The sequence below is a fragment of the Rhizobium sp. WW_1 genome (assembly GCF_003610155.1).
GTDB classification, from domain to species: Bacteria; Pseudomonadota; Alphaproteobacteria; order Rhizobiales; family Rhizobiaceae; genus Rhizobium; species Rhizobium tropici_A.
The window spans coordinates 108,659-131,928 of sequence record NZ_RAIN01000001.1; the positions used below are offsets into that span (position 1 = coordinate 108,659).

18 protein-coding genes are annotated in these 23,270 nt (G+C 60.6%); 8 read left to right on the top strand and 10 right to left on the bottom strand.

What is annotated here, in order from left to right; genetic code table 11:
* Positions 1-10 precede the first annotated feature (10 nt).
* Together BJ928_RS00505 and BJ928_RS00510 are read left to right on the top strand one after the other, a co-directional pair.
* Positions 11-1,117 (top strand): hypothetical protein, encoded by a 1,107-nt coding sequence (locus BJ928_RS00505; RefSeq protein ID WP_047627073.1) that lies wholly within the window; start codon positions 11-13, stop codon positions 1,115-1,117.
* Between the two features lie 52 nt (positions 1,118-1,169).
* The gene (locus BJ928_RS00510; protein WP_047627074.1) at positions 1,170-3,356 is read left to right on the top strand and encodes a glycosyltransferase family 2 protein; all 2,187 of its coding nucleotides are present in this window, start codon (positions 1,170-1,172) and stop codon (positions 3,354-3,356) included.
* Positions 3,357-3,437: 81 nt separating this feature from the next.
* Here BJ928_RS00510 and BJ928_RS00515 read toward each other — a convergent pair whose 3' ends face one another.
* Together BJ928_RS00515 and BJ928_RS00520 are read right to left on the bottom strand one after the other, a co-directional pair.
* The gene (locus tag BJ928_RS00515; RefSeq protein WP_047627075.1) at positions 3,438-6,893 is read right to left on the bottom strand and encodes a YhaN family protein; all 3,456 of its coding nucleotides are present in this window, start codon (positions 6,891-6,893) and stop codon (positions 3,438-3,440) included.
* Complete coding sequence (locus BJ928_RS00520) at positions 6,893-8,128, bottom strand: DNA repair exonuclease (protein ID WP_047627076.1); 1,236 nt, start codon at positions 8,126-8,128, stop codon at positions 6,893-6,895. Before BJ928_RS00520 ends, BJ928_RS00515 begins: the two co-directional genes overlap by 1 nt.
* Before the next feature lie 222 nt (positions 8,129-8,350).
* Here BJ928_RS00520 and BJ928_RS00525 point away from each other — a divergent pair, with 222 nt between their 5' ends.
* Together BJ928_RS00525 and BJ928_RS00530 are read left to right on the top strand one after the other, a co-directional pair.
* Positions 8,351-9,337, top strand: a complete 987-nt coding sequence (locus tag BJ928_RS00525; protein ID WP_047627077.1) for an aldo/keto reductase — start codon at positions 8,351-8,353, stop codon at positions 9,335-9,337.
* 102 nt (positions 9,338-9,439) lie between these two features.
* The gene (locus tag BJ928_RS00530; protein WP_047627078.1) at positions 9,440-10,177 is read left to right on the top strand and encodes an SDR family oxidoreductase; all 738 of its coding nucleotides are present in this window, start codon (positions 9,440-9,442) and stop codon (positions 10,175-10,177) included.
* An 80-nt stretch (positions 10,178-10,257) separates the two neighbouring features.
* On the opposite strand, the gene BJ928_RS00535 is transcribed toward BJ928_RS00530, so the two are convergent.
* Positions 10,258-11,157, bottom strand: coding sequence for a LysR substrate-binding domain-containing protein (locus BJ928_RS00535; RefSeq protein WP_047627079.1), 900 nt, complete (start codon positions 11,155-11,157; stop codon positions 10,258-10,260).
* A 170-nt stretch (positions 11,158-11,327) separates the two neighbouring features.
* On the opposite strand from BJ928_RS00535, the gene BJ928_RS00540 reads away from it, so the two are divergent.
* Genes BJ928_RS00540 through BJ928_RS00550 form a run of 3 tightly spaced genes read left to right on the top strand, consistent with a single transcriptional unit; the run spans position 11,328 to position 13,065 of the window.
* Positions 11,328-11,873 carry a hypothetical protein gene (locus BJ928_RS00540; protein WP_047628696.1) on the top strand — a complete coding sequence of 182 codons (546 nt, stop codon included), beginning with the start codon at positions 11,328-11,330 and terminating at the stop codon, positions 11,871-11,873.
* 6 nt (positions 11,874-11,879) lie between these two features.
* On the top strand, positions 11,880-12,206 hold the full coding sequence (locus BJ928_RS00545) for a hypothetical protein (RefSeq protein WP_047627080.1): 327 nt from the start codon (positions 11,880-11,882) through the stop codon (positions 12,204-12,206).
* 19 nt (positions 12,207-12,225) lie between these two features.
* Positions 12,226-13,065, top strand: coding sequence for an MBL fold metallo-hydrolase (locus BJ928_RS00550; RefSeq protein WP_047627081.1), 840 nt, complete (start codon positions 12,226-12,228; stop codon positions 13,063-13,065).
* Positions 13,066-13,221: 156 nt separating this feature from the next.
* Here the strand turns inward: BJ928_RS00550 and hupB are convergent, their stop codons facing one another.
* The 4 genes from hupB to clpP form a co-directional block, all read right to left on the bottom strand.
* A complete protein-coding gene (gene hupB, locus BJ928_RS00555) occupies positions 13,222-13,497 on the bottom strand; it encodes a DNA-binding protein HupB (RefSeq protein ID WP_015339480.1) in 276 nt (91 codons plus the stop codon).
* 201 nt (positions 13,498-13,698) lie between these two features.
* A complete protein-coding gene (gene lon, locus BJ928_RS00560) occupies positions 13,699-16,119 on the bottom strand; it encodes an endopeptidase La (protein WP_047627082.1) in 2,421 nt (806 codons plus the stop codon).
* A gap of 420 nt (positions 16,120-16,539) precedes the next feature.
* Positions 16,540-17,817, bottom strand: a complete 1,278-nt coding sequence (gene clpX, locus BJ928_RS00565; protein WP_047627083.1) for an ATP-dependent Clp protease ATP-binding subunit ClpX — start codon at positions 17,815-17,817, stop codon at positions 16,540-16,542.
* 298 nt (positions 17,818-18,115) lie between these two features.
* Positions 18,116-18,748 carry an ATP-dependent Clp endopeptidase proteolytic subunit ClpP gene (gene clpP / locus BJ928_RS00570; RefSeq protein ID WP_004122396.1) on the bottom strand — a complete coding sequence of 211 codons (633 nt, stop codon included), beginning with the start codon at positions 18,746-18,748 and terminating at the stop codon, positions 18,116-18,118.
* 404 nt (positions 18,749-19,152) lie between these two features.
* Between clpP and BJ928_RS00575 the strand changes: the two genes are divergently transcribed.
* A complete protein-coding gene (locus BJ928_RS00575) occupies positions 19,153-20,406 on the top strand; it encodes a GGDEF domain-containing protein (protein WP_047628697.1) in 1,254 nt (417 codons plus the stop codon).
* A gap of 145 nt (positions 20,407-20,551) precedes the next feature.
* Here the strand turns inward: BJ928_RS00575 and pstB are convergent, their stop codons facing one another.
* From pstB to pstC, 3 genes are read right to left on the bottom strand one after another with little or no spacing between them, the layout of a single operon-like run.
* Positions 20,552-21,385 (bottom strand): phosphate ABC transporter ATP-binding protein PstB, encoded by an 834-nt coding sequence (gene pstB, locus BJ928_RS00580; RefSeq protein ID WP_082011769.1) that lies wholly within the window; start codon positions 21,383-21,385, stop codon positions 20,552-20,554.
* Between the two features lie 29 nt (positions 21,386-21,414).
* Positions 21,415-22,266 carry a phosphate ABC transporter permease PstA gene (pstA, locus tag BJ928_RS00585; RefSeq protein ID WP_047627084.1) on the bottom strand — a complete coding sequence of 284 codons (852 nt, stop codon included), beginning with the start codon at positions 22,264-22,266 and terminating at the stop codon, positions 21,415-21,417.
* A gap of 11 nt (positions 22,267-22,277) precedes the next feature.
* On the bottom strand, positions 22,278-23,249 hold the full coding sequence (gene pstC / locus BJ928_RS00590) for a phosphate ABC transporter permease subunit PstC (protein WP_047627085.1): 972 nt from the start codon (positions 23,247-23,249) through the stop codon (positions 22,278-22,280).
* Positions 23,250-23,270 lie beyond the last annotated feature (21 nt).

Genomic DNA, 23,270 nt, shown 5'->3' on the forward strand with positions numbered 1-23,270 from the left:
CGGAAGCCCCATGCAAATTTTACGTGATCTCGTCTATCAGTTGCTTCCAAGACCACGGCCATCCGGAGCGCCGGCGGCAGATGGCGAACGCGTTGCGCGGTGCCTGCTCATTCTGTCGCGCCATCCCAATCCGACCTTCAGCTACTATCTCGACGAGCGCGCCAAGACGCTCGGTGATATTCCGGTTGTCACGAAAGGGCTTGACGATCCGCTCGACGCTATCGACAGCGACGGCCTCTTCGTAATTATCTGCCGCTATATCAAGCCGCCGCAATTACGTTGGCTGGAGGAAAATCAAGGCAGACTTGCCGGGGTCGCTTATTTCGTCGACGACGATATTCCGGCCGTCCTGACCGGCAACGAAGCAAGCTGGCCCTATAAGTTCCGACTGCTGAAACTGGCTGTTCGCCCGATGCCGAGGGTCAATCGGCTTTTGACCCATGTGTGGACTTCGACCGAGACGCTGGCGAGCGCGCTCGCCCTGAGAAGCCAGCGGATCGATATTCTGCCCCCTCTTCCAGCCGATTCACCTGAAGTCGCGACTAGCGGCGAGGATGACGGCGTCACGCCGCTCAGAATGATCTACCATGCCACCGGCGTCCATCGCCGCGAACATGAGTTCCTGATGCCGATCGTCAAAGCCGCGATGGAAAAGCACGGCAATCTGCATTTCGAGGTTTTTGCCTCCGGTCCACTTGCACGCCGCTGGGGTCGGCAAGGGATCGACCCAGCAAGAATGGCGATCATTCCGCCGCTACCCTGGCCAGCATATCTGGCAAAGACAACGCACCACCACGCCGATATTGCTCTGGCTCCGCTGCTCTCGGGAAGGACGAATGCCAGCCGTTCCGATACCAAGCGGATCGACATCAACCGCCTGCAAGCGGCGGCCGTATTTTCCCGATGCCCGACATTTGAACGTTGCGCCGTCGCCGGAGAATTTCACATTGGCAACACCGCCGAGGAGTGGCTCGCCGCCATCGACCTGCTGGTGAGTGACCGCGAGCGCCGGCGCGCAGCCCGCGATGCTACGAGGAATTCAATCGAGAGGATGCGGCGGCATACAAGCCCGACATTTCCCGGCATACGTTTTAAAGCTCTTAGTGACGCAGGCTAGAGCTGAAAATTCGTAAAACGATGCCCCAAGCTTAGATGAAACCGATATTTCGATGACACTCAAAATTATACCGAACGCCGATCTCGAACGGGAAGTATCCGTCGACGCCAATGCGGACCTGTGGAAGTCCTTGGGGGACGATCCCGCATTCGAAATCAGGTTCTCACCCGTCAGAAAGAAGCTGCTCGTCCTCCATGTCGTTGCGACTGACGAGCCGATAGATCCGAAGTTCTACGTCAATCGCGGCTACGGCTTCCGCGAGAAGGATACAGTTTCCCTTCCTGAAGGACGTGGTTTCGTCATCACCGCGGATATCGGTTCGGTCGGTTCCATTTGCGCTCTGCGTGCAGATCCGGCCAGTTTCCCCACGACATTCCGGTTCACCGCCAAGGCATTCTCATCGGAAAAATCGGCGCAAAGATATATTTCGGGCATTCTCGAAATGGATGCGCGGAGCAAGCGCATCGATCTTGGCAGACTGCCTCAGTATTGGCTGAAATTGCCCAAGCTGCGTCTCGGGCGACGCAAGGCGAGCCTGACGGTACAATATGCCGATGCGAGCTATCGGCTTGCCTCGGAGCTGGCCGCTGCCCCAATATCGGCAACCGCCGGGACATGGCTCAGCGTCGTCGTCCCGGTCTATAATGCGCCGGCGCGCTATCTGGACGATCTCGTCAAATCCTTCGAGGCACAGAACGAGCAAGGCGCAGAACTCATCCTCAGCGACGACGGTTCGACATCGCCGGAAACGCGGCAGTGGTATCAAGGCCAGCGACCAAGAGACAATATCCGCCTCGTATTGAACGAGCGCAACGGCGGCATCGCGGCCGCGACCAATGCCGGGCTGTCCCAAGCACAGGGTCAATGGATCGCCTTTCTCGATCATGACGATGTCGTCGCGCCGCATGCCTTCAAGGTGATAAGACATACGCTGGAGCAAAATCCGGAGGCAAATTTCGTCTATACGGACGAACTTGTGGTCGACGACACCTTGAAGCCGACCGGCGTCATGCTGAAACCGGCCTATGATTCCGTACTGTTGACGGGCGTCAACTACATCAATCATTTCTCGATCTACCGCCACAGTCGGCTTCGGGAACTTGGCTATCTCCGCACCGGCTACGACGGCTCGCAGGATTACGATCTACTGCTGCGCTATCTGGAGGGCATACCCGAGGATAGCGTCCTCCACCTGCCCTATCCCGCCTACTGGTGGCGCCGCAACGGCAAGACCTATTCGCGCAAGTTCATGGATGCCGCCACCGCGAATGCGAGAAAGGCGCTCGTCGAAAGGTTCGAGCGGCGACAGCAGGCGATTGGCGTTGACGGCGCCCTCACCAAGACCCTGCATCGGATCATGTTCGAGGCGCCTCACGAATGGCCGAAAATCTCGATCGTCATTCCGAGCAAGGACAATCTCGACCTGATCAAGCGCATCCTCGGCGATCTCTTCGAAAAGACCGATTATCCCAATTTCGAAGTTCTGGTGATCGACAATGGCTCGACCGATAAGGCCGTGCTTGATCTCTATGAGCATTATCGCAAGACTCAGCCTCGCTTTTCGGCCGTCATCAATCCGGAGGCCTTCAATTTTTCGCGCTCGGTCAATCGCGGCCTGAGCGCGGCTACCGGCGAACACTGCCTGATCCTCAACAACGATGTGGAGGTCATCGAGCCGGGCTGGCTGAAGGAAATGGTCTCATGTCTCGCCTATGACAGGACCGGAATCGTCGGCGCCAAGCTGCTGTTTTCGAATGACAAGATGCAGCATGCCGGTGTGGTCATCGGCTTCGGCGGCCTGGCAGGCCACTGGTACATGAACAAGCCAAAGGAGTTCGGTGGCCCGATGAACCGGCTGCACGTGCGCAACACCCTGACCTGCGTGACCGGCGCGGTGATGCTGATATCAGGCGAATGCCTGAAGAAAATCGGCCTGTTCGACGAGGAGAATTTCGCGGTCGCCTACAACGACGTGGACTATTGCCTGCGCGCCTACAAGGCAGGCTATCGCATCGTCTGGACGCCCTTCGCCTGCCTCTATCACCATGAATCGCTGTCGCGCGGCTCGGATAAATCGGGGGAGCGGAAGAAGCGGTTCGAACAGGAAAAGCAGAATCTGCGGCGGCTGCATGCCACGCAGGGTTTCATCGACCGCGCGCTCAATCCGGCCTACAGCCGCGACAAGTCGGACCCGAGGATCGTCCCGCCGACGCTACTGCGCATCCCCTCGATGTCCTGAAGCAATTCCAGGAAAAGTGTGTAGCGGCTTTCTGTCCGGAACTGCCGGAAAACAAGGAGATCGAGCAATCAAAAGCCTCGATTAGAGCTCGATCAGATCCAGATCCCGACCGATCTCGCCCTTGGCGATCTCGACCACGCTCTTTTCATGGGTGAAGAGAATCGTCTGGAAACGATCGGCCGTTGCGGCCAGCACCTGCAGTCCGGCGCGGACGCGCTCATCATCGAAGGTCTGGAATATATCGTCGACGATCAGGGGAGCCGGCTCGTTGCGAGCGGAATAGTCTTCAAGGAACGCCAGCCGCAGCGCGAGATAGAGCTGGTCGCCCGTGCCTTCGCTCAGGCCATCCAGCGGCACCCGTTCGCCTGCAGCGCGTTCCGCCAGCAATTGCAGCGCATCGCTTTCATCATGGGCTTCGACGAGGCGGGAGAAACGGCCGCCCGTCAGCTGCGAGAACAGTTCACCGGCACGGCTGATGACCGGATCGGCCTGCTTCTCGCGATACGCCTCCATCGAGCCCGCCAGCATGCGGGCAGCAATCTTCAGCACGACCCATTGCCGCGCGAGGTCTTTTGCCTCCTGCTCGGCCGAGAGCTTTTCGAAAACCGCATATTCGGCGCTGACGCCTGTCTCCAGGGCCTGTCGCTGACGGCGGTTTTCCGCCAGGCGTGCCGAAAGCTCACCATGTGCTGCAAACTGCCGCTGATCCTCCTCGGTTAACCGCTCGATTTCGAGATCGGCCGCGACCCGCTCGAAGCCGGCTAGTTCAGCTCGCAGATCGTCTTCTGCCTTGCCATCGGCCTGCTGCCGGAAACGATCGCGGCTTTCGACGAGACGCGTGGCGAGACGCGAGCGTTCACGCAGGCGAGAAAGGAGTGCCGGCAGATCGTCGACACCGCCCAGGTCCGCGGTCAATTGGTCGAGATCGGTGGCGATGGTCGCGAGTGCTGCCTCCTGGCGTGCCACCAGCCCCTCCCCACGCTGCCGTTCCTCTTCGAGACCGTCGCGCTTCTTCAGCTCGCCACGCATGGCGTTGACGCGGGTGTGCAACGCCTCGGCGGCGGCATCCGGCGGCAGATGATCCAGCTCATAGCCGCTGTTGGCGGCAAGGGTCGCCAGCCGCCGCTCGAAATCCGCCATGTCACGGCGCATGCCATTGACCCGGCGCAGACGGTTTTCGCGCTCCGCCAGAACATCGGGCAGTTCTTCCCAAGCCTTCAGGGCGGCATTCGCCATGTCCAGGGTCGTGTCGGCCGGCAAGCCAACGAGTTCAACGGCCTTAGAGAAGCCGCCGCGCCAACCGACTTGATGTCGTTCCAAACTCTGCTGCTGATCAGCGAAGCGGGCCAGCCGGTCACGCGCCGCGCCAATTTCCCCTTCGCGCGTGCGGCTTTCACTCCAGCGTTCCGAAAGAAGGCGCAGATGCTTGCGCAAGCCTTCCGCTATCGCGGCCGGCGGAAGGCGGCCGCTCTTATAGCCGGTCGCCTCAACGATATCCTGCAGGGCAGGCAAGACTCGGCCCTCCGCCAGCGCATTCTCGTCGCGTTCGTCCAGCAGATCTCGTAATGCCTTGCGTTCACGCCGCAGCAGTTCCACTCCGCGCCGCCATTCGAGCATGGTCGATGGATCGAGGGCATCGATGCTGCAGGGTTCGAAGACGGCGGAAAAGCTTGCCTGCGCGCCCTTCAGCGTTTTCTCGCAGCCCTTGAGCCGATCGAGGGCCTCCTGCCGTTCCCGTACCAGACGCGCCTGCCGCAGCCGATAGTCGACATGGCGCGCGACGCGATCCGCATCGCTGAGGGCGGCATCGGCCAGACGGTCCGCCTCGGCCACGCCGACGGTCAATGCCGCGAGCACCTTGGCGTCCGGAGCCGCGCCCTCCGTCCACTTTTGCTGGATGGAGGACCATTGCCCATCACGGCTTTTGCGCGCGGCGAGGATTTGCTCGCTGGTAACGATCGGCCCGGTACGCTCGGCATCCGCGAGCGTTCGCTCTATCTCGGCCAGCTGTTCGTCATAGGCCTGCAGCTTGCCGGCAGCGTCGCGCACCTTCGTTTGTGCGGCGTCGATGGCGTCGCGATGTCCGGTAATCTCCGTCATCTCCGGCAGGGGTACGGAGAACAGCATATCGATGTCGCCGACCGGTGGCTGCAGCCGTCCAGCAGCCTCACCGAGATCGGATTCGATGCGGCGTATCTGCGTTTCCAGCCCATCAAGGCGAGCCAAGGCCGAGAGGTCTCCGGCCAGCGCCTCGAGCTGATCGATATAGGGCCGTGGGTCGATCAGCCGGCCGGCAAGGCTATCCCTTTCAAGGGCCGCGAGCTGCCCGCGCTCACTTTCGGATTGCTCTGCAAGCGATTGCATCTGCCGCGCAAGCTGTCTGCCCTCATCCACCAGCTCTGACAGGCGCGCACGGTCGATATCACTTGGCTGCTGCCGCTCCAGCTCAGCCTCGGCAAGACCGAGACGGCGGGAGAGCTGTGTGAACTTCATTTCGAAATCCGCCAATTCTCGATCAACGCCTGGCAGATCGTGCCTCTGGGCTCGATAGTTGCCGGTATCGGCAAAGAGCTGCGTGATATCGCCCGACATCTGCAGCAGCGCTTCATCGACCTGGATGCGCGATAGATCTTCCTCTGCGCGCAGAACGGCTTGTCGCGCCCGGTGCAACTCCTCTTCGCTCGCCTGTTTGTCGCGCAGCCGCTGTTCAAGCCTGTCGGCAAAGCCGTCCGGGATGGCGGAAAGATCCGACAGACCATCAAGTGCAAGGGTTTCCGCATCGATTTCAGCGAGCAAGGGCTGCAGGGTCTTCAGCCGCTTGAACCGATCGAGCGCCTCGCGCGTACCGCGACGCTCGGTCTGCAGGCGCTCCAGCTCCGTCTCCAGCTCTGCCGCTTCGGCAAGAAGCTTCTTCCAGTCGCCGGATTTCAGCTCGTTGTCCTTCTCGGCCTTGCGGGCATCCTCATAGCGGTCGAGGGCCTGGTAAAAGCCGCGATCCTTCGAGCGTCGGGCCGCATAGATGCCGTCGGCCTCCCCTTCCAGCGATTGGCGCAGGCGTGACAGACCGGTCAGCCCCGACGCGGCTGAGAACAGCAGGCTGCCGATCTCGCCGCCGCTGCGCAGCATCGCGGTCGCGCCCTGCCGCAGTCGCTGCGAGTCGAGCCCGAAGGCGCGCTCGAAGACATCGCGGCTCAAATTGCCGAGGAAGGGCGAAAGCGCATCCTCTGCCAGCGCGGTTTCCTTGTCATCCGGCGCCAGAAGCGTTCCCTTGCGGCCACGGCGGCGGCGGAAGCTCAGCTTGGCGCCATCGCGCGCGCTGATATCGGCGCCGATCCGCAAGGTAGTTGGCTCATGCAGGAAGCTTTGCTCGGCAGCGGTCGGAAAACCGAACAGGAGATCGGAGATCGCGCTCAAAGCAGAGGATTTTCCCGCCTCGTTCGGGCCGTAGATCACATGCAGCCGTGCGCCTGCGCGAAAATCGAGCGCGCGGTCGGTCAACGCGCCATAGCGGAGAATATCGAGCCGGGTAAAGCGCATCAGCCTGCCCCCTGCCCGCGCGCCAGCAGCAATTGCCGCGCCTCCTCAATGAGAGTGTCGATGTTGTCGTCCAGCGGCGTCTCGGTGGCGCCGAGGCCGCCCGGCAGGCGCACGGCAATCTCGTTGATCAGGCGGCTTGCTTCCGCCGAGATATCGGCATCGCCGGCATGCTCAGCCAGAAGCTGACGCAGATCGAGCGCGCCGTCCGCATCCGCCGCCTTCTCCGACGGCGGCTCCAGCCGCAGCTCCAGTTTTTCCAGCCAGATATCCTCATGCACGCGATGGCAGGCGGCCTCCACCTCATCGCGCCATTGCTGACGATTGGCGGCGATCGGGCCATGCAGCGGCGTTACCCCAGAAAGCCGGACGCGCAGCGCGGTCATGCGCCCATCCATCTCGTCCGCCAAGGGCTGCACCGCCTGCTCCACATGACGGAGGATCGCGGCCTGGTCATCCTCCGGACCGACGACGATGTCGACCTGCGCGAACCGCGCCTCGTCGACGATGATGCGCTCATGTTCGATACGTCCGTCTTCGACTGTTACCAGCACCGCGCCCTTGGCGCCGCGCTCGCGGATATTGCGGCCCTGCAGATTGCCCGGAAAGATGACTAATGGGTCCTGCGCCACCACTTCATAGTCATGCACATGGCCGAGCGCCCAATAGTCGTAGCCGCGCGACCGCAGGTCGTCGACGGAGCAAGGCGCATAGGGCGCGTGTGGCTCGCGACCGGTCAGCGACGTATGGAGAATACCGATGTTGAACCAGCCGGAGACGGGTGCTGGATAGGTAATCGCCAGATTGTCGTTGGCGGAGCGTTCGGCAAAGCCCTGGCCATGCAGCGCCACCTTCAGCGCCTCCAGCCTGACACTGCCCGGCTTGCCGGTCGGAAACTCATGAACGTTTAGCGGCAATGTGATGGTCTTAGTGATGACGCTTGCCGCGTCATGATTGCCGCGCAGCAGGTAGACCGGAATGCCCGCCCGCTCCAGCCGCGCCATCTCGCGATTGAAGAACAGGCCGATCTTGTTGTCCTTCCAGTCGCCGTCATAGACATCGCCGGCAATGACGAAGAAATCGACACGCTTTTCGATCGCCAGCCCCACAAGCGTCGAGAAGGCCTTGCGGCTCGCTTCGACGAAGACGGCAGCGACGGCGGCGTCCTTCAAGGCAAGGCCCTGGAACGGGCTGCCAAGATGCAGATCGGCGGCGTGGATGAAGCTGAAAGAGGGCATGAGCTCCGATGTCGTCAGAAATCCGATCTCCCCTTTTAAGGAAACGAAGGCGCTGTGAATACCGCGCCGGCGGCTTCATCCAAGGGTTTCGCAAGCCGGCCCGTGCCCGCCATGTTTCCCAGTCACACGATTGCGATCCTCGATCGCCGATGTACGCTTGTGGCCCTGTCGGACGGCTGCTACTGCCCTATCATCTTGCGAGCAAAAGAGAGGAGACATCTCATGAGACATCATGCTTTCGGACGGACGCCCTTTATCGTGACCGATGTCGGCTTCGGGGCCTGGCAGATCGGCGGCGCATGGGGAGATGTCAGCGAGGCCGACGGCCGCGCGGCGCTGAACGCCGCCCTCGATGCCGGCATGACCTTTATCGATACGGCCGATGTCTACGGCGACGGCCGCTCGGAAAAGATCATTGCCAATGTGCTGAAGACACGCGGCGGCGAGCGCCCGATGGTGGCGACCAAGGCCGGCCGCCGGCTGAACCCGCATGTGGCCGACGGCTATACCAAGGCCAATCTCGAAGGCTTCATCGACCGCAGCCTGAAGAACCTCGGCGTCGAAAGCCTCGATCTCGTGCAGCTTCATTGCCCACCGACCGAAGTTCTCTATCGGCCGGAGGTTTTTGCCGGGCTCGACGAACTGCAGAAGGCCGGCAAGATCAGGGGATACGGCGCCAGCGTCGAGAAGGTCGAGGAAGCGCTGAAGGCGATCGAATATCCTGATGTCCTCAGCATCCAGATCATCTACAATATTTTCCGCCAGCGCCCCGACCATCTGTTCTTCAAGGAAGCCAAGAGGAAGAACGTGGCGGTCATCGCCCGCGTTCCCCTCGCCTCCGGCCTGCTGTCGGGCAAGATCACCCGCGACACGCAATTTGCCAGCGACGACCACCGCAACTTCAACCGCCATGGCGAGGCCTTCGATGTCGGGGAGACCTTTGCGGGCGTGCCGTTCGAAGTCGGCCTGCAGGCGGTCGAGGAGGTGCGCAAGCTGGTTCCGGCTGGCGCCAGCATGGCCGCCTTCGCCCTCCGCTGGATCTTGATGAACGAAGCCGTTACCGTCGTCATCCCCGGCGCCCGCAACGCCGAGCAGGCCAAGGCCAATGCCGCCGCGGCCGACCTCGCGCCCCTTTCGGCCGACGTTATGGCAGCGACGCGCGAGATCTACGAGCGCTTGATCGCGCCGCACGTCCATCATCGCTGGTAAAACGATTTTGACATGGATAGCCGGAATCCGCTTCCGGCTATCCAAGCCTTTGGGTGGAGAAAACGAGAAAAAGGCTCAGACCGGGCCTGGAGGAGGAATGCCATGAAAGTAGCGCTGGTAACGGGCGCCTCACGCGGCCTGGGCGCCGTGATCGCCCGGGAGCTTGCTATCGCCGGCTGGGCGGTCGCCGTCAATTATGCTGGGGATAGCGAGGGCGCAGGTAGGGTCGTCGACGCCATCAGGCAGCAAGGCGGGCGGGCTTCAGCCGCACAATTCAGCGTGATCGACAAGCCCCAGATTGCCGACGGCCTGGAGAAGATCAAGACGTCACTGGGACCGGTCGATCTGATCGTCAACAACGCGACTGGACCGCAGCCGGAAATGCCGCTCATGGAGCAATCCTGGCGGACCTATCTCGATCAACTCGAATTCTTCGTCAAAGCGCCGCTGGAGCTGCTTCAAGCGGTATTGCCCGATTGGCGGGCGCGCAAGTCCGGCCGGGTCATCAACATCGGTTCCGAGGTTGCGGAGCTTGGCAATCCCAATTTCGGCAATTATGCCTCCGCCAAGGGCGCCATGCTGGCGATGACGCGCTCCTGGGCCAGAGAGCTGGCGCCGGAAGGGATCACCGTCAATCTCGTTGCCCCCGGCTGGATACCGGTCGAGCGCCATGCCGAAGCTTCACAGCAGGCCAAGGACGGCTATCTCGCGCATACGCCGCTTGCCCATTTCGGCCGGCCCGAGGACATTGCCGCCGCGGTCGCCTTCCTTGCCTCGGCCAAGGCGGACTTCATCACCGGCCAGAAGCTCGCCGTCAACGGCGGCCGGACGCTGCTCTGATCTCCCGAAGGCGGCGGAAACGGTTCCGTATGGGTGCTGCCTTTATCTGCGCGGTAGCGACAAATAGGCAGCCATTGCCTTCAGAGCGGCGGGCTAGCCGTCCGCGCTTCCGCCAGAAGCCAATTTGCAAAGGCCTGTAGCGGGCCGTCGCTCAAACGGATTGGCTCCGGCAAGACGAGACAGAAGGTCTTGGAGATCGATTGACCCTCGGGCCAAGGCGCGACCAGGCGGCCTTCCGCCAATTCTGTTTCGACATAAAGGCGCGGCACCAGCGCGACGCCCAGCCCCGCCAGCGCCGCCTCAATCAGCATGATGTGAAGATCATAGCGGGGGCCGATTGCGGGATTGGTCAGCGCGATCCCGGTCTCTCGAGCATAATGCTGCCAGGCGTCCGGGTTCTGGCGCCGGTGCAGGCGGGGCAGTTCATCGAGGGATGGCGGCTCTTCGCCTTTACCGAGAAGCGCAGGATGGCAGACCGGAATCAGCGTCTCCTGCAGCAACCGGTGCGTTCGCATCCCGGTCCATGCGGGGTGCTCATAGTGAATCGCGGCGTCGAAACCGCTTCCCGCAAGGACAAAGGGCTCCATCTGCTCGGCAAGATGCACGATGACATTCGGGTGCTTCTCCCGAAATCGCGTCAGGCGGGGGATGAGCCAGCGGGCGGCGAAGGTCGGGATGGTCGCGATATCGATACTTGCGCCATCGCTCGGCTGCCCCATCAGATACTGACTGTCGCGCTCCAGCCGGTCGAGGGACTCGCGAACCTGAACTGCATAACGCTCTCCATTCGGCAGGAGCCGAACGCGATTGCCGACCCTTTCGAACAGCGTCACACCTAGAAAGGCTTCCAGCCGGCCGATCTGGCGGCTGATCGCCCCTTCGGTCAGGGCCAACTCGTCGGCAGCGCGGGCAAAGCTTCCATGACGGGCTGAAGCCTCGAACGCCATCAGCGCGGAATTGCTTGGGATCTTGCGGCGCATGACGGGCTCCTGACACGATGGATCGGCATTCGATCCACCGCCACCTTGATATTAGATCACTGAAGCATGAACCAATATCGATATATTAGCGATGATCGGCGGCTTATCATGATCAAATATCAATGAGAAACAAGACCGGAAGCACGATGCTTGCGGTCGGAGGTGAGACGATGATCTATACGGTAGAATGCAGCTTTGCTGATCCAGCCAGCGAAGCGGAATGGAACGATTTCTATAGCCTGGACAAGCTGCCGGCCCTCATTTCGGTAAGCGGCTTCCACACCTCGCAGCGTTTGAGGGCGTTGAGCCGCGGCTGCCCGGTCTATCTCGCCATGCATTCGATCGATGGCCTCGATATCCTGACAGGTGAGGAATATCGCCGAAAGGGCGGCGGCAATTTTGCCCGCTGGCAGCAGCATATCACCGACTGGCACCGAAACCTCTACGACGGCATCGCGCGAGCGCCGGCCATTGGCGACGACGAATATCTTGCGTTGAGCGCCAAGGGACCCGAGCCCCTCACCCGACTGGGCTTCACGCCGCACGCCATGCAAGCAGTGGCAATGGAGAAGTTCCCGGAACACCGCTGGCTCGCCAAGGTGAAGCGCACTGAGATCGACGACATCGAGCTGTTGCCTGAGGATGTCCATATCTACGAGCCGATGACGATGCAATTGACGAGCGACGCAGGCGTCGCTTTCGGGAAGGCGCGGTAAACGCCGATGCCGAACGTCACGATTTTCATCCCCGCCGACAGGATGCCGCCGGACGAGGCCCTCGCCGACCTCACGGAGCAATGCACCCAGCTTTGTACGAACATCCTGCATGCCGCGCTGGCGAATGTGCATGTCATCTATGTCGCCGTTCGCCACGGCCGGGGACATCCGGTCTTTGTGGATATCCAGTATCGTCTTGAACCCTTTCGAACGCCGCCGGTCATGGATCGGTTCATGGAGGGACTGGACGACGCCATCAGGAACACTACCGCCTTCACCGCGCGTATCCGCTGTTTCGGCCATGCAGCATCAAACATTCATGCGCGCAATTGAGAGCAGCCCGGAGACAGAGATGACTAATCTTGCATTTCCCAGTCGACAGGTTGGCGACTTCACGATCACCGCCATCAGCGATGGCTATCTCGCCGCCAGCCTCGATCTCCTCTCGAATATCGACCCGGCAGATGCGTCCCGGATGCTGGAGAGCGCCGGGGCAAGGGATCATACCTCGATCCATATCAACTGCTACCTGGTGCGTGGCGGCGGCTGCACGGCCCTGATCGATGCGGGAGCCGGTGGCTTCAAGCAATGGGGCGGCAGGCTGACGACCAACCTGGCGCTGGCTGGCATCCAGCCTTCCGAGATCGAGGCGATCCTTTTGACACATGCCCATCCCGATCATGTCGGAGGGCTGACGGACGGCTTGGGAAACGCCATGTTCCCGAATGCCGAGCTCGTCGCTCACCATCGGGAAGTCGCGTTCTGGCAGGATGACGGCAATCTGAGCCGGACGCCCGAGCGCGCCCATGGCAGCTTCCTCCTGGCGCGCCGGGCATTCGACAGCTACCGCGACAGACTGCGCATCTTCGATGCCGGCGGCGAGGTGCTTCCGGGGATAACGACGATGCCGTTTCCGGGCCACACTCCCGGGCATAGCGGCTATCGTCTCGATTCCGGCGGCAGGTCTCTGCTGGTCTGGGGAGATATCGTCCACTTCCCCTCAATCCAGGTGCCGCGACCGGATGTATCGATCGCGTTCGATCAGGATTCGCATCTCGCGTCAGAAACGCGGTCGAGGCTGCTGGATCTTGCCAGTTCGGAGGGGCTGCTGATCGCTGGCATGCACCTTGGCGAACTCGGTTTCGCGCACATCGAGAGAAAGGGCGGAACCTATGGGATCACCTATGCGTGACTTTTCCAAGGATAGGCCCGAGCCCCAGGTTTAGAGTCCCTTCGACCGAGGAGGGCCACTGGCGCATCTGGTGCATGAAAACAAAAAGGGCCCGCCAAAGCGGGCCCTCATGCTATCCACCCGCAAGACAAAAGCCTCGCAGCGGGTGAAAACGAATTAGCTGTTGACCGAGTCCTTCAGGCCCTTGCCGGGCGTGAACTTCGGTACGTTACGGGCAGGAATATCGACCTCAGCACCGGTGGACGGGTTACGACCCTTGGTGGCTGCACGGTGGGAAACGGTGAAGCTGCCGAAACCAGCAAGGCGAATGTCGCCGCCCTTCTTCAGTTCGGCCTGGACAGTATCGAAAACAGCGTCGACAGCGGAAGCAGCGTCAGCCTTCGTGATACCGGCCTTCTCGGCCACTGCGGACACGAGCTCATTCTTGTTCATGTTTCCACCCCTTTCTCTGGTATGAAACGACTTATCAGTAAGCGGGGTGCAAATGGAATGCTCTTACCCGCCGCAACCCCAAAAACCCTGCAAACCAAGGAAAAGCAAGCGTTGCCATACGCTTTTCACAAAAAAAGACCGGCAAAAATGCCGGTCTTTTCGTCCATTTAAGTCAATTCGACGGAATTGAGGCGAAGCGCCTCAATGAGCGATAGTCGAACCCACTTCGTCGACGCCTTCGACCGTTGCGATCACGGGCGTTTCAACGGTGCCATCCCACTCGATCGGCTCAGGCCGGCGAACAAGCGCGTGCTTGATCACTTCGCCCATGCGCGACACGGGGATGATTTCCATGCTGTTCTTCACGTTGTCCGGAATCTCCGCCAGATCCTTGGCGTTTTCTTCCGGGATAAGCACCTTCTTGATGCCGCCGCGCAGAGCTGCGAGCAGCTTTTCCTTCAGGCCGCCGATCGGCAGCACACGGCCGCGCAGCGTGATTTCACCGGTCATGGCGACATCCTTGGAAACCGGGATGCCGGTCATGATCGAGACGATCGCGGTTGCCATGGCGACACCGGCCGACGGACCATCCTTAGGCGTTGCGCCTTCCGGCACGTGCACATGGATGTCGCTCTTGTCGAAGCGCGGCGGCTCGATGCCAAAATCGACAGCACGCGAGCGGACGTAGGAGGCCGCCGCCGAGATCGATTCCTTCATGACTTCCTTCAGGTTGCCGGTGACCGTCATGCGGCCCTTGCCCGGCATCATTACGCCTTCGATCGTCAGCAGCTCACCGCCGACCTCAGTCCAGGCGAGACCGGTGACAACACCGACCTGATCGTCACGCTCGGCTTCACCGTGGCGGAAGCGCGGCACACCGAGATAGTCCGAAATATTCTCGGCGGTAACCGCAACAGACTTGGTCTTGCCCTTGATGATCTCGGTGACCGCCTTGCGGGCGAGTTTCATCAATTCGCGTTCGAAGTTACGCACGCCGGCTTCGCGGGTGTACTGCTGGCTGATCGCCATCAGGGCATCATCGCTGACCGAGAATTCCTGCGGCTGCAACGCATGTTCCTTGATGGCCTTCGGTAGCAGGTGCCGCTTGGCGATCTCGCGCTTTTCGTCTTCGGTATAGCCGGCGATACGGATGACTTCCATGCGGTCCATCAAAGGCGCAGGGATATTCAGCGTATTCGCCGTCGTGATGAACATCACATCAGACAGGTCGTATTCGACTTCCAGGTAGTGATCCATGAAGGTCGAGTTCTGGGCCGGGTCCAGCACCTCAAGCAGGGCCGAAGACGGGTCGCCGCGATAGTCCTGACCGAGCTTGTCGATCTCATCAAGCAGGAACAGCGGGTTCGACTTCTTCGCCTTCTTCATCGACTGGATGACCTTGCCGGGCATCGAGCCGATATAGGTGCGGCGGTGACCGCGGATTTCTGCTTCGTCACGAACACCGCCAAGCGCCATGCGGACATACTCACGGCCGGTCGCCTTGGCGATCGACTGAGCGAGCGAGGTCTTACCGACGCCCGGAGGACCGACGAGGCACAGGATCGGGCCCTTGATCTTGGTGGCGCGAGCCTGGACGGCCAGATATTCGACGATACGCTCCTTGACCTTTTCAAGACCGAAATGATCCGCTTCGAGGATCTTCTCGGCATTGTTGAGGTCAGCCTTGACCTTCGACTTCTTGTGCCAGGGGATACCCAGCAACCAGTCGAGATAGTTGCGTACGACGGTCGCTTCAGCCGACATCGGGCTCATCTGCCGGAGCTTCTTCAGCTCGGCATCGGCCTTTTCCTTGGCTTCTTTCGACAGCTTGGTCTTGGAGATGCGCTCTTCCAGTTCGGCCATCTCGTCGCGGCCTTCTTCGCCGTCGCCGAGCTCCTTCTGGATCGCCTTCATCTGTTCGTTCAGATAGTATTCGCGCTGCGTCTTCTCCATCTGGCGCTTAACGCGCGAGCGGATGCGCTTTTCGACCTGCAGAACCGAAATCTCGCCTTCCATGAAGCCGAGCGCCTTTTCCAGGCGAGCCTTGACGCTGGTGGTTTCCAGCATTTCCTGCTTTTCGGTGATCTTGATCGACAGATGCGATGCAACGGTATCGGCCAGCTTCGAATAGTCGTCGATCTGGCTGGCGGCGCCGACCACTTCCGGCGAAATCTTCTTGTTGAGCTTCACATAGCTCTCGAATTCGGAGACGACCGAGCGGCTCAATGCTTCGAGCTCGACCTGGTCTTCTTCCGGCTCATGCAGAACATGGCCGAGGGCTTCGTAGAAGTCTTCGCGACCGGTATATTCGTCAATCTCTGCGCGCGCACGGCCTTCCACCAGCACCTTCACGGTGCCGTCAGGCAGTTTCAGCAGCTGCAGAACATTGGCAACGGTACCGACCTTGTGGATGGCGTCCGGCGCGGGATCATCATCGCTGGCATTGATCTGGGTGACGAGCATGATCTGCTTGTCCGAACCCATGACCTCTTCCAGCGCGCGAATGGATTTCTCCCGTCCGACGAACAGAGGCACGATCATGTGGGGGAAGACCACGATGTCGCGCAACGGCAATACCGGATAGGCAATGCTGTCTTGTGTCGCAGACGTTTTCTTACTCATGTCATTTCCTTTCCGTCGTCCCGTTCCCGGGCTCTCTGCCGGCTTGGGGGGATTTAGCCGGCTCTCTCACTTGGTAAACAAGTGGAGCTTCACACTGCCTATTTCAAGTCACAGGAAGCGCCTGCCACGAGGCGGCGATCCTTGCGTATTCGCGAGGAGGAACGCAACAACAAAACACCAAAGCCCGGCAACTCGAACACCGCGGGCAACGCTCAAATCCGAAGAAAAACGCCGGGGCTGCGCCCTGTCCGCCTAGTGCTCCAGAATCATGCCATCATGGCTGCCGCGACCGTCATTCACAACCGGCTCCGACGGCGTTCCGATAAGCTTATCCAAGACTTTATCAGCAAACTGTACGATTTTTCAAACAGAAAGGGGCCCGCCGATGGCGAGCCCCGATTCATGACCACGAATAGTGGATCAGGCCGTTGCGTTGGCCTTTTCTTCCTGCCGGTCGGCATAGATGTAGAGCGGGCGGGCCGAACCGCGAACCACTTCCTCGGAAATGACCACTTCACGGACGCCTTCCAGCGCCGGCAGCTCGAACATCGTGTCGAGCAGGATCTTTTCCATGATGGAGCGCAGACCGCGGGCACCCGTCTTGCGGACGATCGCCTTGCGGGCGATTTCGCGCAGCGCATCCTCGTGGAAGGTCAGTTCCACGTCTTCCATCTCGAACAGGCGCTGATACTGCTTGACGAGCGCGTTCTTCGGCTCGGACAGGATCTGGATCAGCGCATCCTCGTCCAGGTCCTCCAGCGTGGCCAGAACGGGCAGACGGCCGATGAATTCCGGGATGAGGCCGAACTTCACCAGATCTTCCGGCTCCAGCTCGCGCAGCACTTCGCCGACGCGACGGTCATCCGGCGCCTTGACGGTCGCACCGAAGCCGATCGAGGTCTTCTCGCCGCGGGCGGAGATGATCTTGTCGAGGCCTGCGAAAGCGCCGCCGCAGATGAAGAGGATGTTGGTCGTGTCCACCTGCAGGAATTCCTGCTGCGGATGCTTGCGGCCGCCCTGCGGGGGAACCGAAGCCACAGTGCCTTCCATGATCTTCAGAAGCGCCTGCTGCACGCCCTCGCCCGAGACGTCGCGCGTGATCGACGGATTGTCCGACTTGCGGGAAATCTTGTCGACTTCGTCGATGTAGACGATGCCGCGCTGCGCGCGTTCGACGTTGTAGTCGGCTGCCTGCAGCAACTTGAGGATGATGTTTTCGACGTCTTCGCCGACGTAGCCGGCTTCGGTCAGCGTCGTTGCATCGGCCATGGTGAAGGGAACGTCGATGATGCGGGCGAGCGTCTGGGCAAGATAGGTCTTGCCGCAGCCGGTCGGGCCGACGAGCATGATGTTCGACTTCGCCAGCTCGACGTCACCGTTTTTCGATGCGTGAGCGAGACGCTTGTAATGATTGTGCACGGCAACGGAGAGGATCTTCTTCGCCTGCCGCTGGCCGATGACGTATTCGTCAAGAACCTTGATGATGTCCTGCGGGGTCGGAACACCGTCACGAGACTTCACCATCGAGGATTTGTTTTCCTCGCGGATGATGTCCATGCATAGCTCGACGCACTCGTCGCAGATGAATACGGTCGGTCCGGCAATCAACTTCCGGACTTCATGCTGGCTCTTACCGCAGAACGAGCAATAAAGCGTGTTCTTTGAGTCGCCGCCGTTGCTGCCGCTGACTTTGCTCATATCATTTTCCTTCCAGCACGCCGCAAATTTCCAATCTGAAATCGCGGTCCACTCTATGCGCCCGCCGGACCTGCCCCTCGTTTGCAGATCGCGGCGCCCTTCAGGGTACTGAACGCAGGCCAGGCAACCAACCGGAACTGCGTGGCAACGAATCCCCCTTCGAATGCCGAATGCTATGTCATAAAAACGCTACATAGCATTAATGCTTACTATTACCGCGTTCCGTTCCACATTAAACCCCTATTCAATCACAAATGGGATAGAACTGTGGCGTAGAAGTCACCGCCTCGTGGATAAATCACGAGGCGCTTTCACCCTCTATTTCGGTACGCGACGTCAGCACCTTGTCGATCAGGCCCCATTCCTTGGCCTCATCCGAGGACATGAAATGGTCGCGATCGAGCGTCTGCTCGACCTCTTCGTAGGTCCGGCCGCAATGCTTGACGTAAACTTCATTCAAGCGACGCTTCATCTTGATGATGTCGCGCGCGTGGCGTTCGATGTCCGAAGCCTGGCCCTGGAAGCCGCCCGAAGGCTGGTGAACCATGATGCGGGAATTCGGGGTGGCGAAACGCATGTCCTTGTCGCCGGCGGCCAGAAGCAGCGAGCCCATGGACGCGGCCTGACCGATGCAGAGCGTCGAAACGGCCGGCTTGATGAACTGCATGGTATCGTAGATCGCCATGCCGGCGGTAACCACGCCGCCCGGCGAATTGATGTAGAGCGCGATTTCCTTCTTCGGGTTTTCGGCCTCGAGGAAGAGAAGCTGGGCGCACACCAAGGTCGCCATATGGTCTTCAACCGGCCCGGTCAGGAAGATGATGCGTTCCTTCAGCAGGCGGGAATAGATGTCATAAGACCGCTCCCCGCGGTTGGTCTGCTCGACAACCATCGGCACCAGAGCCATAGCTGTATCGACTGGATTTCTCATGTGCGTCCTTTATCAAACTTGTCCCGGCGACGGAAACGCCGGGAATCGGAGTAAAAATCCTTTACTCCTACATAGAGTGTCCCTGCCCTGCACTTCAAGACGCCCGAAAGCATAACGTCAAAAAGCACTAATGCCCCACGAAGCGTTGACAAAGCATTTCTAAACACCGCTCGTCCGATGCCAAGACGCCACAACGACGCGCCGTTCGCTACCCACCGCATTTCCCGGGCTCAAGGTGAAGGAAGCGTGAAGGCTTGCTTCGACCCGGCTGACATCTCTGGCACAAGCAAAATTTACCAACTCATTTAAGGAACTTACCATCTTATTGGGCAAGGATGAGCCAATCGCGGAAATCGCAGCGCTGTCTGCATCGGCGACTGGAAAACAGCGGAGAAGTGCCGATCGTGCTGAATATGACCACAGGCCTGACCATCTGGTGCTCGGAAGCCGTCACCTTGGCGACCGTTCTCCTCCTCGCCTGGCGGCATGACCGCAAATCGCCCTTCTATCTGATATGGGCTCTCGGCTTCGCGGTCAGCGCCGTCGGCTTCGCTCTGGTCGCGGCGCGCGGCATCCTTCCCGACATCTGGTCGATCCAGATCGGCAATGCCGTCGCGCTGCTCGGCGAGAGCGCCTGGATCATCGGATTCCGGTTCATGGACAAGCGCAGGCTGGAATGGTCCGCATTCCTGCCACCCGCCATCTGGCTGATCGGCGTCAGCCTGCCCTGGGTGACTGGCAATTTCGTCCATCGCGTCATCGTCTATGACCTTGCCGGCGCGGTCGGCGCAACCCTGCTCGCCTTCGCCGTGCAGCCGGGCGACGGCCGGCGCGAGCCGGCGCGCGCGCAGCTCGGCATCATCTTCGTGGCACTCGCCTGTTTCTGCTTCGGTTCGGCCCTCTGGATGGCATTCATGGCCCCGCGGCTGGAACAGGCCATGATCTATCGCGGCTACATGGCGCTCGGCTACGCGCTGCTCGTGATCGTTGCCATCGTTCTCAACGGCAAGCTCCTCATGGAACGCGCCGAACGCCGTTGGCGCGCGATTTCCATCACCGACACGCTGACAGGCGTCTTGAACCGGCGGGGACTTCAGGAAAGCTACGAGATCCTCGTCGGCGAAGGGCCGCAGAAACCGCAGAAGCTCGCCGCGCTGCTGTTCGACCTCGACCACTTCAAGAAGATCAACGATCACTACGGCCACCAGGCCGGCGATACGGTGCTGGTCGAGTTCGCCCGCATCGCCCGTCAGTTCGTGCCGCGCAGCGGCGCCTTCGGCCGCATGGGCGGAGAGGAATTCGTCGCCTTCGTTCCTATCAACGAACAGTCGCAGGCCGAAGCGCTGGCGGAAACCATCCGTGCCGATTTCTGTCGCGTACCGCTGCTTGCCGGTCGCTCGCTGGTGCCGGCAACGGTCAGCATCGGCGTTGCGATCATGCCCCGCGATGCGGTCAGCTGGGACCGGCTGGTCTCCTTCGCAGACCGCGCGCTCTACGCTGCCAAACGCGCTGGCCGCAACTGTACCATCGTCTTCAATGAAATGGAGACCGCAAAGGACGTCGACCCTACGCCTGTTGCCGACGAAGGCGAGCTGGTGCCGACGCTCGACGACCAGATCCACGCCCTGCGGCGCATGGGCACGCTCGCGAGAATGTGACCAGGGCCTCTACGGAAAGCCCAGTCCGTAGGCTCTTCAGGCGATGAGACCGGGCTATCCACTCGGCAAAAAGCGATATCCGTAAATGCAGAAAGCGCGCTTGAACGGCGCGCCATCGCAAATTGTAGCCGATCTCCGGCCGATATCAGCCGTAGCGACCGGTGATGTAGTCTTCCGTGCGCTTGACCTTCGGTGCCTGGAAGATCTGCTCGGTCTGGCCATATTCGATCAGTTCGCCGAGATACATGAAGGCGGTGCTGTCGGAGATACGGCTTGCCTGCTGCATGTTGTGCGTGACGATGACGATCGTGAAATCGCCCTTCAGCTGCGATACCAACTCCTCGACCTTGGCGGTCGAGATCGGATCGAGAGCCGAGGTCGGCTCGTCGAGGAGGAGAACTTCAGGACGAATGGCAATGGCGCGGGCGATACAGAGGCGCTGCTGCTGGCCGCCGGAAAGGCCAAGGCCGCTCTGGTGCAGCTTTTCCTTCACTTCGCTCCACAAGGCGGTTTCCGTCAGCGCCGCTTCGACGCGGACGTCCATTTCCGCCTTGGAAATCTTTTCATAGAGCCGGATGCCGAAAGCGACGTTTTCATAGATCGACATCGGGAACGGCGTCGGCTTCTGGAACACCATGCCGACCTTAGCGCGCAGATCGTTCAGGTCGACGTCCTTGGTGAGGATATTGCGGCCGTCAAGCAGGATCTCGCCGGCAACCGTCTGGCCCGGATAAAGATCATACATGCGGTTGAAGGTGCGCAGCAGCGTGGACTTGCCGCAACCCGAAGGGCCGATGAAGGCCGTCACCGCATTCTTGCGGATGTTCATGTTCACGCTCTTCAGAACGCGATGGCCGTTCTGATAGGTGAAATCGAGGTTCTTGACCTCAAGCTTCGCGAGCGCGCCGAGATCCGACAGGGAAGCATCCTTCCCGGACTGTGCGTTGACGCTCTGGAAATTGCTGTCGCTCATGTTCATGGTCTCATTCCTATCGTTCGGCGTCTGCGTCATTGGCGGCGCCCACTCAAGAGACGGGCAAGGATGTTGAGGGCAAGGATGGCAACGGTGATAATCAGCGCGCCGGCCCAGGCCAGTTGCTTCAGATCCTCGCCAGGATCGGCTGCAAGCGTGTTGATGGCAACCGGCAGCGTGGCGATTGGACCGGTCAGGCCCGCATTCATGAATTTGCTGTAGCCGGCGGTGAAGAGGAGCGGCGCGGTTTCGCCGCTGATGCGGGCGACGGCGAGCAGGATGCCGGTGAGGATGCCCGTCCAGGCGGAACGGTAGATCACCAGCGTCATCGACTTCCAGCGCGGCGCGCCGAGTGCGGCGGTCGCCTCACGAAGCGCATTCGGCACCAGCAACAGCATATCCTGTGTCGTGCGGTTGACGACCGGGAGGGCGATCAGCGCCAGCGCAAGGATGCCGGCGATGGCCGAATTGCCGCGCATGGGCACGACCACGGCGCCGTAGACGAACACGCCGATGATGATCGAGGGTGCCGAGAGCAGGATGTCGTTGATGAACTTGGCCACTTCGGCAAGCTTGGTGCCGTTGGCATATTCCACCAGATAGGTGCCGGCGAGAATGCCGATCGGAGCGGCGATCAGGATGGCGCAGCCGGTGACCAGCACGGTGCCGTAGATCGCGTTGATCAGGCCACCACGCGAGCCCTGGGCCGGGATCGACATGGTGAACACGTCGAGGCTAAGCGCCGACACACCGCGAAAAACCAGGCTGACAAGGATCACGCTGAGGAAGAATATACCGAGGATGGCCGCGAGGAAGGACAAGGCCATCATCACCTTGTTCTTTGTATAACGCCTCGACACGAGATTCTGACGAATTGCATTTTCCATGGTTTTTTTCCTCAGTGCGAGTCGCCGCGTCCGATCATCCACCTCGCCAGCGCAAGCACGCAGAAGGAAAGGACGAACAGAAGCAGACCAAGCGCGATCAGGCTCGACAGTTGCAGACCGTCGGCATCGCCGAAGTTGTTCGCGATCTGAGCGGAAATGGTGGTGGACGGCGAGATGATCGACGACTGCAGGCGGCTCACGGAACCGACGACGAAGGTGACGGCCATGGTTTCGCCAAGCGCGCGGCCGAGACCGAGCATGATGCCGCCGACGAGGCCGCGGCGCGTATAGGGGATCAGAATGTGGCGAGCCACTTCCCATGTGGTCATGCCCATGCCGTAGGCGGATTCGCGCAGCATCGGCGGCACCGTGCTGAATACGTCGCGGGAGATTGCGGTGATGAACGGCAGGATCATGACGGCCAGCACGAGGCTTGCGGTCAGCAGACCGACGCCGGGCGCAGGCGGCTGGAACAGCAGGCCGATCACCGGTACCTCGCCAATCGTCATGATAAGGAAGGGCAGGATATAGTTCTGCATCAGCGGCACGAGAATGAACAGACCGACGATACCATAGATGATGGAGGGAACGCCGGCCAGAAGCTCGATGGCCGTGCTGATTGGACGGCGCAGACTGCCGGGACACAATTCCGTGAGGAAGATGGCGATGCCGATGCCAAGTGGCACGGCAATCAGCATGGCGATGAGTGCGCTCACCAGCGTACCGACCACGGCAGGCACAGCGCCATAGATATCGGCGGGAGCGCTCCACTTCGTTCCCCAGAGGAACGAAAGGCCGAAAGCCTGGAAGGTCGGCAGGGCGTCGATGACAAGAACGACAAGAATTGCCAGCAGCAGAAGCACGACAAGAGCAGCCGAGCCAAGCGTCATGAGATAGAAAATCCGATCTTGCATCCGGAATTTTCTGGTAGCCGCGGAGGTATCCAGTGCCTGGAAGCCAGCCGTCTGAGTCGCATCAGCCATCGATTTCCCCTTGTCCTATCA

What these genes read in the sequence shown, in the direction of transcription:
- BJ928_RS00525 (WP_047627077.1), top strand. Translation starts at nt 8,351, where the DNA reads ATGAGACATCATGCTTTCGGACGGACGCCCTTTATCGTGACCGATGTC.
- BJ928_RS00545 (WP_047627080.1), top strand. Translation starts at nt 11,880, where the DNA reads ATGCCGAACGTCACGATTTTCATCCCCGCCGACAGGATGCCGCCGGAC.
- BJ928_RS00505 (WP_047627073.1), top strand. Translation starts at nt 11, where the DNA reads ATGCAAATTTTACGTGATCTCGTCTATCAGTTGCTTCCAAGACCACGG.
- BJ928_RS00535 (WP_047627079.1), bottom strand. Translation starts at nt 11,157, where the DNA reads ATGCGCCGCAAGATCCCAAGCAATTCCGCGCTGATGGCGTTCGAGGCT.
- BJ928_RS00530 (WP_047627078.1), top strand. Translation starts at nt 9,440, where the DNA reads ATGAAAGTAGCGCTGGTAACGGGCGCCTCACGCGGCCTGGGCGCCGTG.
- BJ928_RS00515 (WP_047627075.1), bottom strand. Translation starts at nt 6,893, where the DNA reads ATGCGCTTTACCCGGCTCGATATTCTCCGCTATGGCGCGTTGACCGAC.
- lon (WP_047627082.1), bottom strand. Translation starts at nt 16,119, where the DNA reads ATGAGTAAGAAAACGTCTGCGACACAAGACAGCATTGCCTATCCGGTA.
- clpP (WP_004122396.1), bottom strand. Translation starts at nt 18,748, where the DNA reads ATGAGAAATCCAGTCGATACAGCTATGGCTCTGGTGCCGATGGTTGTC.
- BJ928_RS00550 (WP_047627081.1), top strand. Translation starts at nt 12,226, where the DNA reads ATGACTAATCTTGCATTTCCCAGTCGACAGGTTGGCGACTTCACGATC.
- BJ928_RS00520 (WP_047627076.1), bottom strand. Translation starts at nt 8,128, where the DNA reads ATGCCCTCTTTCAGCTTCATCCACGCCGCCGATCTGCATCTTGGCAGC.
- BJ928_RS00540 (WP_047628696.1), top strand. Translation starts at nt 11,328, where the DNA reads ATGATCTATACGGTAGAATGCAGCTTTGCTGATCCAGCCAGCGAAGCG.
- pstA (WP_047627084.1), bottom strand. Translation starts at nt 22,266, where the DNA reads ATGGAAAATGCAATTCGTCAGAATCTCGTGTCGAGGCGTTATACAAAG.
- clpX (WP_047627083.1), bottom strand. Translation starts at nt 17,817, where the DNA reads ATGAGCAAAGTCAGCGGCAGCAACGGCGGCGACTCAAAGAACACGCTT.
- pstC (WP_047627085.1), bottom strand. Translation starts at nt 23,249, where the DNA reads ATGGCTGATGCGACTCAGACGGCTGGCTTCCAGGCACTGGATACCTCC.
- hupB (WP_015339480.1), bottom strand. Translation starts at nt 13,497, where the DNA reads ATGAACAAGAATGAGCTCGTGTCCGCAGTGGCCGAGAAGGCCGGTATC.
- BJ928_RS00510 (WP_047627074.1), top strand. Translation starts at nt 1,170, where the DNA reads ATGACACTCAAAATTATACCGAACGCCGATCTCGAACGGGAAGTATCC.
- pstB (WP_082011769.1), bottom strand. Translation starts at nt 21,385, where the DNA reads ATGAACATGAGCGACAGCAATTTCCAGAGCGTCAACGCACAGTCCGGG.